Source organism: Leptospira kobayashii (assembly GCF_003114835.2).
In the GTDB taxonomy this organism is placed as follows: Bacteria; Spirochaetota; Leptospiria; order Leptospirales; family Leptospiraceae; genus Leptospira_A; species Leptospira_A kobayashii.
On the sequence record NZ_AP025028.1, the window covers coordinates 1,808,635 to 1,820,849 of the forward strand.

Genomic DNA, 12,215 nt, shown 5'->3' on the forward strand with positions numbered 1-12,215 from the left:
TCATAAAATAGGGAGAGGCCTGTAAATGAAACAAATTGCCTGATGTTAAGACTCCCCGCGAAAAGGATGCGGAGGGCGCGGCACGCGGTCGCATCATGCGACCGGAGCGAACGCGAAGCCAGGAGTCAGCCTGACCCCGAAGGGGGTTCGCCCAACATATTATTTTATGCTCATGGGCTTTCTAATATCTTTCACTCATTCCGAATCCGTCCATCGTAGACTTGGATACAACTAAAGTAGATTCGGCTACGCCCATCCGTTGATTAACTCTTGCGAAACATAGGAATCTATCAAAATAGAGTTATGAAAATTATCATAACAGGTTCGCTAGGAAATATCAGTAAGCCGCTAACGATAGATTTGGTGGGAAAAGGACATTCTGTAACAGTTATCAGTAGTAAGCTGGAAAAACAAAAAGAGATTGAAGCGTTAGGGGCAAAGGCAGCTATCGGACCTTTGGAAGATGTTTCTTTTCTTGTGAAAAGTTTTACGGGAGCTGACGTCGCATATTGTATGATACCGCCAAACAACTACTTTGATCATAATCTTGATCTGATAGAGTATTATCATCGAATCGGGAATAATTACGTGCAAGCGATTCAAGAATCGGGAGTAAAACGCGTGATTCATCTCAGTAGCATCGGCGCACATTTGGATCAGGGCACAGGTATCATTCTAGGTCATCATTACGTAGAGGGTGTCTTAAACAAACTTTCGAACGTTGCCATCACCTTTATGCGCCCGACAGCCTTTTATTATAATTTATACGGCTTCTTGGATACGATAAAAAGAACCGGCGTTATCGCGTCGAATTACGGAGAAGAGGACAAGGTGCCATGGGTCTCTCCGATTGATATTGCAAGAGCGATTGCAGAAGAAATAGGACTACCTCCTGTTGATAGAAAAGTAAGATATGTTGCCAGTGAAGAACTTACTTGTAATGAAGTGGCCGCTATCTTAGGCGCGGCTATCGGAAAGCCCGATTTGAAATGGAAAGTGATCACCAATGAACAGATGCAAAACGGATTGGAAGCTGTCGGAATGGCTCCACGAATTGCTTCCGGTTTAGTGGAGTTGAATGCTGCGCTTCATGACGGTACACTCTCGGAGAATTATTTTCGGAACAGACCTGAGATGGGTAAAGTGAGGCTGTCTGATTTTGCGAAAGAATTTGCTATCGCATTTAAACAAAATTGATGGTAGAATTTAGAGCATGACGAGTTTGCAACCTCAAAGACTTAAGACGATCAGCGAATACCATCAGCTGATGGGGTTTCTTAAACCGGAACATCCGTTAATCAGTGTGATCAATTTTGAATTCATCAAACGTTTGCCCAGAAACGAATCCATCAGTTTGGTATTTGATTTTTACTCCATTGCACTTAAAAGAAATTTTAACGGCAAAATGAAATACGGTCAGCAGGAATATGATTTTGACGAAGGTGTACTTCTTTTTATCGCGCCCGGTCAGGTTTTCGGAATCGAGGTTGATAAAGACTCATTATTAAAACATTCGGGATGGATGGTTCTCGTTCATCCCGATTTTTTATGGAATACTACTTTAGCCAAAACGATAAAGCGATATGAATATTTCGATTATTCCGTAAACGAAGCACTCTATCTTTCCGATAAGGAAGAAGCTACGATTACGAACATTATACAAAACATCGAAAATGAGTATCATTCAAACATCGATCATTTCAGTCAGGATGTAATGATTGCTCAATTGGAATTGTTGCTAACTTACGGTGAAAGATTTTATCATCGTCAGTTTATAACAAGGAAGATTACGAATCATAAAATTCTTACCCGTTTGGAAGATATTCTTTCGGAGTATTTCAACGGTGATTCTTTGGCAAAAAGAGGATTGCCGACCGTTCAATACATTGCCGAAGCATTGAACGTATCTCCCAATTACTTAAGCGGACTTTTGAAAGTATTAACAGGACAAAGTACACAACAACATATCCATGATAAATTGATTGAAAAAGCCAAAGAGAAATTATCCACTACCGACTTGTCCGTAAGGGAAATTGCATATGAGTTGGGCTTTGAACATCCGCAGTCATTCAACAAATTGTTCAAAACGAAAACGAATGTTTCTCCTTTGGAATTCAGACAATCATTTCATTGAGAAAATCCGAAATCGTAAATTTCTTTACTTATACTTGACTCACACACTCAAGATGGATTGGCTTTCAAAGTTTAGATATTTTCCGTCATTTGCTTCCGGACCTGTATCTTTTCCGGGGGTGACTCCGAAGAAACGTTTGTATTCTCGGCTGAATTGCGAAGGACTTTCGTAACCCACGCGAAGTGCAGCATTATAAACATTCAATCCGTCTTGGGTCATAAGTATGCGTGCTTTGTGGAGTCTGACGTTTTTGATGTATTGGATGGGAGATACATTTGTTACTGCTTTAAAACTGGAGTGGAATGTGGACACGCTCATGCCTGCATCCGTTGCCAGAGATTTTACATCAAGAAGATCATTAAAAGACTCATGTATCCGATTGAGAACGCGGGCAATCTTAAAGAAACGTCTGTTATGGTATGCCATTGCATGAAGAGCTCCTCCCGGCTCACTGCATAGAACCCGATATACGATCTCTTTTACAATCATAGGGCCGAGGATTCGTCCGTCCATCGGAGATGAGAGCGCTTCCAAAAGCCGGATCGTAGTGTCGGTAAGAACGTCTGTTAAATGAGATGTATAAATTCCTTTCGGAAGAGACTCCTCGTTGTAACGAAGATCATCGTTCATCTCTAGTAAAATTTCTCCTACGGAGGAGGGATCGACCGTGATATAGATTCCCAAAATCGGTTCTTCGGAGCTGGCTGTGGTTTCGCATTCGATGGGAAGTGGAACGGAAAGAACCAGATAATTGAGAGCGTTGTATGTATAGATTTCATCACCTAAGAATACACGCTTTTGGCCTTGTGCCAGAATGATGATGCCCGGTTCGTAAGCTTTCTGTGCACGAGGAGACGACCTATCGACACGAAATAATCTTACCCCTTCCACTACGGAAGGTATGACCCGTTCTTCCGGGACCAGATGTTCTAAAAGTTGTACTAACTTGAGTCGTTTTGTTTCGCTGATCTTTTCCGACATAACGGATCTACCTTCTCTATCTGAAATTTTACCTGCCGGTCGGGAAGTCTGTAATTTTTTCCTATTGGTCATAGGATTAGGCAGGAATCGTTGGAGGAATGATTTCGAGCTTCTCCATTTTTGGCTATCAGTTTATAGAGAATTTTAATTCAAAATATTAATCGTAATTCGGTGTATCTGGAGTTGTACCTGCCTTGTAAAATACCCATTTTTCTTATGAATCGTAGGATTAGGCAGGAATAAATAGGATCGGATATTGATAAACGGAAAGAAACAGGCTATCTTTCAGAGTATCTTTGGCAAGGCGGATGACAAACGATTCTGCCGCTTTTGCAAATGGGGAGAAATAAAATATGACTATAAAAGTACTTGGATACGCAGCGAAATCGTCCACTACACCTTTGGCACCATTACAAATTGAGCGCCGTGTCACTCGTCCGGACGATGTGGAGATTGAAATTCTATACTGCGGAGTGTGCCATTCCGATCTGCACCAAGCGCGCAACGATTGGGGTGGGAGTGTTTATCCGGTCGTTCCCGGTCATGAAATCATAGGAAGAGTCTCTAACGTCGGTTCTGCTGTGTCTCGTTTTAAAATAGGAGATTCTGTTGGTGTCGGTTGCATGGTGGATTCCTGCAGGAATTGTTCGGCATGCAAACAAGGTTTGGAACAGTATTGTGAACAATTTCCCACATATACTTATAATGGAACGGATCGCCACGATGGGATGCCTACGTATGGGGGTTATTCCGAAAAAATCATAGTTTCCGATGCATTCGTCGTGAAAATTCCGGATGGTCTTGATCCGAAGGGAGCCGCACCTTTGTTATGCGCTGGAATTACCACATGGTCTCCTTTGGCCCATTGGAAGATCGGGAAAGGAAATAAAGTTGCAGTTATTGGGCTAGGTGGTCTAGGTCATATGGCGATCAAATTTGCAAAAGCTTTGGGTGCGGAAGTCACTTTGTTCACTCGCACAAAAGGAAAAGAAGAGGATGCGAAACGATTAGGTGCGGATCGGGTCGTTTTTTCAACTAACATAGAACAGATGTCAAGAGTAACGGGTCAATTCGATCTGATCATCGATACTGTACCGAGCATTCATGATCTGAATCCCTATCTTCCTACGTTATCTCTAAACGGAACAATCGTGTTAGTCGGTTATCTGGGAGGTTTGGAGCCTGTATTGAACACTGTGCCTTTGATTATGGGGCGCAAATCCGTCGCTGGTTCCGTGATCGGTGGAATTGCGGAAACTCAGGAGATGTTGGATTTTTGCGGTAAACATGGAATTACTTCCGATGTAGAAGTGATTCCGATTCAGAAAATCAACGAAGCATACGAGCGAATGTTGGAAAGCGATGTCAAGTATCGTTTTGTAATCGATATAGCATCATTGAAGGAAAGTAGGGTATAACAATGAATCAACGTAAATTAGGAAATAGCGGCTTGGAAGTTTCTTCACTTGGATTCGGAGCCATGGGAATGAGTTTCGGTTACGGCCCTCCGAAAGATAAAAACGAAATGATTTCCGTCCTTCGAAGTGCTGTTGAAGAGGGAGTGACATTCTTTGATACTGCGGAAGTATATGGTCCGTTCCTGAATGAGGAATTGGTAGGGGAAGCGCTTGCCCCTTTTCGTGGAAAAGTTGTGATCGCTACTAAGTTCGGTTTTAAACCGGATGCAGGCGGAAAATGGAACGATTTGGATAGTCGTCCGGAACATATCAAAGAAGTAGCAGAAGCATCGTTGAAGCGACTGAAAGTCGATGCAATTGATCTTTTTTACCAACATCGTGTGGATCCCCTTGTTCCTATTGAAGATGTTGCAGGTGCCGTGAAAGATCTAATCAAAGAAGGTAAGGTGAAACACTTCGGGCTCTCCGAAGCAGGGGTTAAAACAATCCGTCGTGCTCACTCGGTTCAACCGGTGACCGCCTTACAGAGCGAATACTCGCTTTGGTGGAGAGAGCCGGAAGAAGAAATCATTCCGACTTTGGAAGAGCTGGGAATCGGATTTGTGCCATTCAGCCCTTTGGGGAGGGGATTTTTGACAGGCAAGATCGCTACGCAGACTAAATTCGATGGCACCGACTTTCGTAGCATAGCTCCACGCTTTCAATCGGAAAATCTGAAAGCCAATCAAGTGTTTGTCGATCTTTTGGAGAAAGTAGCGAAAGAAAAAAATGCAACACCCGGACAAATTGCACTTGCATGGTTGCTTGCCCGTAAGCCATGGATCGTTCCCATTCCGGGAACAACTAAGAAAGAACGTCTAACAGAGAACAACCAAGCGGACCGGATCGAACTGACAAAGGCCGACCTTCAGGAAATTGAAACGGTGGCGGGGAAGATCAAAGCTCAAGGAGAACGTTATCCCGAGCACTTGCAGAAAAAAATCGATCGTTGATCGGTGATTCCGGCCGAGCAAATACGACCGGTTCGAAGTTTCGTCGATTGACCGGTTTACCGAATGGAAAGTCGTAAATAGGGCAATATTTTAAGATTGCCTCGGAATAGAAACCGAATCAGTAATAACATAATGAGTATTTTATTTAAAATCATTAATGTTGTTTTCGCTCTTCTATTTTTTACATCGGCTGCATTGCAGTACAATGATCCCGATCCAATTCATTGGATTTTTATCTATGGATTGGCGGCTATCTTATGTAGTCTTGCCGTAGCCGGTAAGTTTTATCTACCTTTGATTTATATTTTATTCGGTGCTGTCTTATTGCAGCTTCTGATTCTTTCCGACGGTGCATTTCAATGGTATCTTCAAGGAAGTGAAAATATGCTCTCTACGCCTATGTCGAAAGACAAACCTTATATTGAGGAAATCAGGGAATTTTTCGGTGCTTTGATTGTGCTTGGATCCAATTTGTTTTTGCTTTATCGGGCAAATAAAGGGAAAGGGAAACAATCGTAATCTATTTCTAATCCTTCTCCAAAACAATTCCTCATATTACACAACAATCCCCGCGAAAAGGATACGGAGGGCGCGTAAGCGGTCGCATAATGCGACCGAAGCGAACGCGTAGCCCGTAGTAGCCTGACCCCGAATGTATTTTAATTATATGCGACGAACAGTGAATAGGTTTCCGTATAAGCAAATAATTTTTCGGGGGTTCGCCTGGAACGTATTATATCTGATTAATTTAGATGTAAGGGATGGAATAGCGTCGCCAATTCCTTGTATCCTCCTTATGCAAAACCATTTCGGGCATAAAAACCGGGAATCACCAAACAATACTAATTAACAATTGTTAATAAAAAATCCGATGAAAAGAGAGTCTCAAAACTAGAAGTCGGGAAGGCGGAATGAATTCCGTTCCGGAGTGGAATCTCCCGATCTCACGGAGAGACGTATGAAAAAACACAGTCTTAAGTTCATTTTGATTGTTTGGAGTTTCGCTATTTTGAGTTTGCTAACAATACTCATTGGCGGTACTGCTTTTTATCTTGCAAGCCTTCAGATCAAAGACCATTACCAGGATCAGATGAAAACGGTAGTTAATATCGTGGGATTGGATTTTAATCAATTCCTACAATCTCATGAAAAAATAGCCAAGACAATGGCAAGAGACGAAAGAGCGATTCAATCCGTTCTTTCGGGAAAGCCTATCGCAAGTCCTTACTTTAAAGAGATGATGGACCGGTTCGGAGTGTACGAAAATATTTTTGTTTTCGGTCTTTCGGAAAAATCCCTGGTTGTGGCGGATGGGGTGGAAGGAAAAACAATCGGATATGGAAAGAGGAAAGACGAACGGGAAGATTTGAACCGTTTTTTAGAATCTGTTCGCAATTCCGATATTTCAATCGGTAAGGCAAAAAAGTCTCCTATTACGGGAAGCACTGTGGCTGTTCTTACAACACCTGTTATGGAGAAAGGCAAGAAGATCGGTATACTTTGTTTGGCTTTGTCTTTGGACTCCATATCTGATTTGTTAGTTGCCAACGCCCGGTTGGGGAAAGAAGGATATATTTCCATTGTGGAAAACGACGGTCGTGTCATCGCACATATAAATAAAAATCTGATTCTGAACCTGGATATCTCCAAACAAAGTTTCGGTGCCGGATTACTTTCCATGAGGGAAGGTGAAATTATGGATTTTGTTTTCGGAGGTCAAAAAAGATTCGCAACTTTAAAACGTTTGGAAAAGTGGAAACTATCCGTTGCGGCGATTCAGCCACTTCATGAGATTACAAATTCCTTAAACAAACTGGTTTTAGGAATTATTATCATCTCCTTGTTGACTGCAAGTGTTTCCGCCTATGTTCTCTATCGGGTTTTAAACAATCGATTAAGACCGTTGGAATCGGTAAGTAAGGTTTTTCGTACAATGTCGGAAGGTGATTTAAGATGCAATTTAAACTCATCTTATCAGGATGAAATCGGAATGATAAGCGGAGATATGAATTCTTTCATTCAGAATCTATCCAAGTCGATTAAAAACGTTCAACAGATTTCTTTGGATCTATCTTCTTCTGCAAATCAATTGACCACGTCGTCTCTTTCTTTTGCGACTGTCGCCCAATCGACCGCGGCATCTTCCGAAGAAATGTCTGCAACTACGGAAGAAATGAGTGCTGCGATGGATCAAATATCCGAAAAAGTAGAACGTCAGTATCGAAACATAAGGGAATTTCATTCAAAGATCAAATCACTTTCCCAAGGCAGTCGGCAAATCGGAAAGGAAATACAGAACACATTAAAAAAATCCAATATGATTTCAGAGAAAGTAAAAACAGGAGAAGAGTCTTTGAATTCAATGGGAACCGTGTTCGGAACTATTTTGAAATCTTCGGAACAGATGACCGGTATTATAAAAATAATCAACGAAATAGCGGATCAAACCCAACTTCTATCTTTGAATGCATCCATTGAGGCGGCAAGAGCAGGGGATGCGGGCAGAGGATTTGCGATCGTTGCCGATGAGATTTCCAAACTTTCTGAGAAAACAACATCGTCTATCAAATCCATTTCAGGAATCATCGGCGGGAACCGTTCGGGATTGTCCAATGGAATCGATGGAATTCAAATTACTTTGACAACTCTTCGTGAGATCATTCAAACCGTGGAGGAAGTGGCGGTCGTAATGGAAGAATTATTCCAGATCACAAAGACTCAGGATCACTTAAGTTCGGAAGTGGATTTGGAATCCGATCGGATCGGAGAAGAATCCGAGGCGGTAAAATTGGCGATCGAAGAGCAGAAACGTGCGGTTCGGGAAATCACGAATGTAATTTCCAAGCTGAACGATGAGACTTTGGGAACGGCAAGCAGTTCGGAAGAAGTATCCGCCACCTCAGTGAGTCTATCGAACAATGCGGAAATATTGAAAAGAATCACTGATAAATTTCAAGTCGCATAATAACTTATTTACAATGTAAGAATAAAATCTTGTTATTTCATCCTGGTATTGATATTTTCCATCAAAGCCGGAAGGAACCATGCAAGATTTTCCCATTTTCAACCAATTAAAGGAAAGAGTTCCCAGTTTGAATAGAAACTGGAAGAGATACTATGGAATGTTACAAGAGTTATCCGTTCCCGCAAAAACAACTTTGATTCGTAAAGGAGAAAATAATAAAACAATCTATTTCATCAAAAAGGGGTGCTTGCGTATTTGGTTCGAAGATAAAAACAAAGATGTTACGATTGCCTTCTTCTTTGAAAACCGAGCGATCGGTTCCTTACATGCTTACAGAGGTACACAAAATAATAGCCAGTTTAGTTTGGAAAGCATAGAGCCTACGGATGTGTATGTGTTAAGCGCTGAGAATGCGGAAATCATTTATCGTGAAAATGAAAAACTAAAGGAAGTTTTGCTGGACTTCGCACTCGAAAGATTTGATACGTATATGAATTTATTTTTGTCCCGGATCAGGGATAGTCCCGAAGTTCGTTATAGACAGTTGATTAAAAACCAACCGGATATCGTAGAACGCATTCCGCAACATTACATCGCGTCTTATTTGGGAATCACCGCCGTTTCTTTAAGTCGAATACGAAACAGAGTTTGGAAAGATAAAAAATAAAAATTTCGAATCAGTTCAAATCGCCGAACACAATTCTGATCCGAATGATTCCGTTCCTTGCAAAGACGACGATTGGTTTTCAATCTTGCCGCATACTTTTCGGGTAACGTCTTTGGCAAATCCGATGATCTTACTTACATTGCCATCTTCTCCTATGATTTTGAATGCGCGGCATCGAATCCATTTGGTGGTTCCGTCAGAAAATATAATTCTAAACGGATCGATCCATTCGGGATCATCGGGAGCAAGCTGAAATACTTGGATCGCAATTTTACGGTCTTCCGGATGCACAATATCCAACCACGAATACTGGTTCTCAAGTATTGTCTTTGTCTGCCTCCGCCAGATTCTTTCAAATGCGGAGCTCACGTAGAGAAGCCGGTTCGACGGAAAATCCTTAATCCAAAAAAACTCATCCTTATTTTTGGATGTTTGTATTGAAAAATGATCTGAGTTTGAAATATTCATTTGCGACTATTTTCCGGAACGATTTTTGTACTTCGTTCACAATCAATAGACGCGAGTGTTTGTTCGGTTGTTTATTAACAATTGTTAATAAAACCGTTCTATCTTTTTTTCCCCATCCAACGTGAGGGGCCGGGTCCAAAACGTCCCAAACGATCTCCGGGGTTTGCGAGTTTGCAATGGAATAAAGAAAGGCAACCGCATCCGATGCATTGGGAAAGTCCTCGTTTGAGTCTTTCCAATTCCATGATTTTTTCCTCGATTCTGGTCGTCCATGTTTTGGATAATTTGGACCAGTCCTGCCCGCTGGGAGTATGATCAACCGGCAGTTTGGCAACTTCTTCGGCGATTTCATCCAGGGATAGACCGACTTTTTGTGCGAATACGATAAATGCGATACGGCGAAGTACATGCCTCGGGTAATTTCTATGACCGGAACCGGCTCGAAGGGAAGTGATGAGACCCTTTTCTTCGTAAAACCTGAGAGCAGATGAGGCTACCCCGCTTCGTTTGGAGACTTGTCCGATTGTAAGAAACTCTTCCATTTCCATATCCGAAATGGAAATTTCAAAAAATATAATGTCAAGTTAACTTTAACTTTAGTTTTTGAAGATGGGTTTAAATATCCGAATTTTTTTTGAAAATTTATGAAAAAAAATAACTCCGGGGGCTTTACTTCAAGTTCACTTTAAGTTGTAAAATATTGGAAACAGAATATCGTTCGGGAGTGATTTGATGCTATTGAAATATGTGAATACCGACTCCCCCCTCAGGTTGGGGGTGATTCTAGAGAACGCAGGAGATCTCGGGGAGACAGCTCTTCGTTGTTTCATGAATAAAGCTGATTCGGATCACCGTTTTAAAATCGATCTGATTGACTTACATGATTTTTCATTTCTTTCCCGGCAGGGAGAATCGACATTGGAAAAGTCCGCACTGGCTCATCGGATTTTTTCTTCCGATGCGTTTGTGGTAATTGCACCTGAACCTAGCTGCGGTTATCCGGAATTGTTGAAACTTGCAATTGATTCCATCCGGGATGAGTGGAATTCCAAGCCGATGGGATTTATTTCTTACGGCGGCGATTTGGGGGAGAGTCGGGTGGTGGAAGAACTTCGCATTTTATTTGCGGAGTTACGGGTTGCAACAATTAGAGATTCCGTTAGTTTTTCTTTTTCCGACATGCAAATTCCCGATCGGATGGATGAAACTCTATCGGAAAGTGCCGTTATATCGCTGTTAAACGAATTGGACTGGTGGGGGAATTCGTTTCGAAATGCCCGTATGGGCATTCCTTATCCGGTTCTTAAGTATTGAGACTTTAAAGGAAACTTCATGAAAACAAAATTTACAAAATACCAGGTCTTCGTCATTTCCCTGTTGGCTTTTATTCAATTTACGGTTGTTCTGGATTTTATGATCTTGTCACCATTAGGTGTCCAAGTTCTGGAACAACTTAATATTTCCACTACGCAATTCGGGCTGGTAGTATCCGCTTATGCGTTCAGTGCCGGTGCATCAGGAATTCTTGCTGCGGGATTTGCCGACCGGTTTGATAGGAAAAAGTTACTTTTATTCTTTTACTCGGGGTTTGTCTTAGGAACCGTATTCTGTGGAATCGCACCTACTTATGTTTCCTTACTTGTTGCCCGTATCATCACAGGCATTTTCGGTGGTGTAATCGCATCGATTAGTTTTGCTATCATTGCCGATCTTTTTCCTCTGGAGATGAGGGGAAGGGTTATGGGTTTTGTAATGACTGCATTTGCGGCGAGCCAAGTATTCGGACTTCCTTTGGGAATATACATTTCGAATCTATGGGGCTGGCAGGCTCCTTTTATCATGATTGCAGGAGTGAGTGCGAGTGTTGGTCTAGTGGCATTATCCTATTTAAAACCTCTCACTTCCCATTTGGAAGGAGAGGGCGAAAAACGAGCGTTAAAGCATTTGTTGAATACCGTTCGTAACCCGAGTTACCTACCCGGATTTTTAGCGACAACTTTGCTTGCGACAGGAGGGTTTATGCTGATGCCTTTCGGGAGCGCGTTTACAGTTCATAATATGGGAATCTCTCTGGAAAAACTCCCGCTGATCTACATGATCACAGGGATAGTTTCGATTTTCGCAGGACCTTTGATCGGTAAATTGAGCGATTCGATCGGAAAATATCCTGTGTTTGTAATCGCATCCCTTGCGGCAACTTGCATCATTATCTATTACACCAGAATGGGAATCAGCCCTATATGGTTTGTAATCACAATCAATTGTCTTCTGTTCGTGTCAATTACAGGTAGAATGATTTCTGCTAACGCATTGACTTCGGCCGTTCCGGAAATCAAAGACCGGGGAGCTTATATGGCAATCAGTTCTTCATTACAACAGTTGTCAGGTGGAATTGCGGCTGCCTCAGCGGGACTCATCGTAGTACAAACTCCCAGCGGTTATCTGGAAGGTTATGCAAACCTGGGATATGTCGTTGCATTCGCAATCATGATAACCGTTATCATCATGAGCCGTGTGAATCTTTTGGTGAATCAAAAGAAGGTGGTTAAACCCGTAGAAGTCCAATTGGAGATTTAAAACGACGGATTCT

At 42.0% G+C, this 12,215-nt stretch carries 12 protein-coding genes; 9 read left to right on the forward strand and 3 right to left on the reverse strand.

What is annotated here, in order from left to right:
- The first annotated feature begins 303 nt into the window (after nucleotides 1–303).
- Together DI077_RS07900 and DI077_RS07905 are read left to right on the forward strand one after the other, a co-directional pair.
- Nucleotides 304–1,197: an NmrA family NAD(P)-binding protein gene (locus DI077_RS07900; protein WP_109019622.1), complete on the forward strand. Its 894-nt coding sequence runs from the start codon at nucleotides 304–306 to the stop codon at nucleotides 1,195–1,197.
- 16 nt (nucleotides 1,198–1,213) lie between these two features.
- Entirely contained in the window at nucleotides 1,214–2,134 is a 921-nt protein-coding gene (locus tag DI077_RS07905; RefSeq protein WP_109019623.1) for a helix-turn-helix domain-containing protein, read from the forward strand.
- A gap of 39 nt (nucleotides 2,135–2,173) precedes the next feature.
- On the opposite strand, the gene DI077_RS07910 is transcribed toward DI077_RS07905, so the two are convergent.
- A complete protein-coding gene (locus DI077_RS07910) occupies nucleotides 2,174–3,187 on the reverse strand; it encodes an AraC family transcriptional regulator (RefSeq protein ID WP_242935413.1) in 1,014 nt (337 codons plus the stop codon).
- Between the two features lie 281 nt (nucleotides 3,188–3,468).
- Between DI077_RS07910 and DI077_RS07915 the strand changes: the two genes are divergently transcribed.
- From DI077_RS07915 to DI077_RS07935, 5 genes are all read left to right on the forward strand, one after another.
- The gene (locus DI077_RS07915; RefSeq protein WP_109019624.1) at nucleotides 3,469–4,533 is read left to right on the forward strand and encodes an NAD(P)-dependent alcohol dehydrogenase; all 1,065 of its coding nucleotides are present in this window, start codon (nucleotides 3,469–3,471) and stop codon (nucleotides 4,531–4,533) included.
- Nucleotides 4,534–4,535: 2 nt separating this feature from the next.
- Entirely contained in the window at nucleotides 4,536–5,525 is a 990-nt protein-coding gene (locus DI077_RS07920; protein ID WP_109019625.1) for an aldo/keto reductase, read from the forward strand.
- Between the two features lie 132 nt (nucleotides 5,526–5,657).
- Entirely contained in the window at nucleotides 5,658–6,044 is a 387-nt protein-coding gene (locus DI077_RS07925; protein ID WP_109019626.1) for a transmembrane 220 family protein, read from the forward strand.
- Nucleotides 6,045–6,483: 439 nt separating this feature from the next.
- Complete coding sequence (locus DI077_RS07930; RefSeq protein WP_109019627.1) at nucleotides 6,484–8,490, forward strand: methyl-accepting chemotaxis protein; 2,007 nt, start codon at nucleotides 6,484–6,486, stop codon at nucleotides 8,488–8,490.
- 79 nt (nucleotides 8,491–8,569) lie between these two features.
- A complete protein-coding gene (locus tag DI077_RS07935; RefSeq protein ID WP_109019628.1) occupies nucleotides 8,570–9,157 on the forward strand; it encodes a Crp/Fnr family transcriptional regulator in 588 nt (195 codons plus the stop codon).
- Between the two features lie 15 nt (nucleotides 9,158–9,172).
- Here DI077_RS07935 and DI077_RS07940 read toward each other — a convergent pair whose 3' ends face one another.
- Nucleotides 9,173–9,625: a PAS domain-containing protein gene (locus tag DI077_RS07940; protein ID WP_109019629.1), complete on the reverse strand. Its 453-nt coding sequence runs from the start codon at nucleotides 9,623–9,625 to the stop codon at nucleotides 9,173–9,175.
- Between the two features lie 98 nt (nucleotides 9,626–9,723).
- Nucleotides 9,724–10,167, reverse strand: coding sequence for a redox-sensitive transcriptional activator SoxR (gene soxR, locus DI077_RS07945; RefSeq protein WP_242935414.1), 444 nt, complete (start codon nucleotides 10,165–10,167; stop codon nucleotides 9,724–9,726).
- A gap of 190 nt (nucleotides 10,168–10,357) precedes the next feature.
- On the opposite strand from soxR, the gene DI077_RS07950 reads away from it, so the two are divergent.
- Both DI077_RS07950 and DI077_RS07955 read left to right on the forward strand, forming a co-directional pair.
- Entirely contained in the window at nucleotides 10,358–10,939 is a 582-nt protein-coding gene (locus DI077_RS07950) for an NADPH-dependent FMN reductase (RefSeq protein ID WP_109019631.1), read from the forward strand.
- 18 nt (nucleotides 10,940–10,957) lie between these two features.
- A complete protein-coding gene (locus DI077_RS07955; RefSeq protein WP_109019632.1) occupies nucleotides 10,958–12,202 on the forward strand; it encodes an MFS transporter in 1,245 nt (414 codons plus the stop codon).
- Nucleotides 12,203–12,215: the final 13 nt, after the last annotated feature.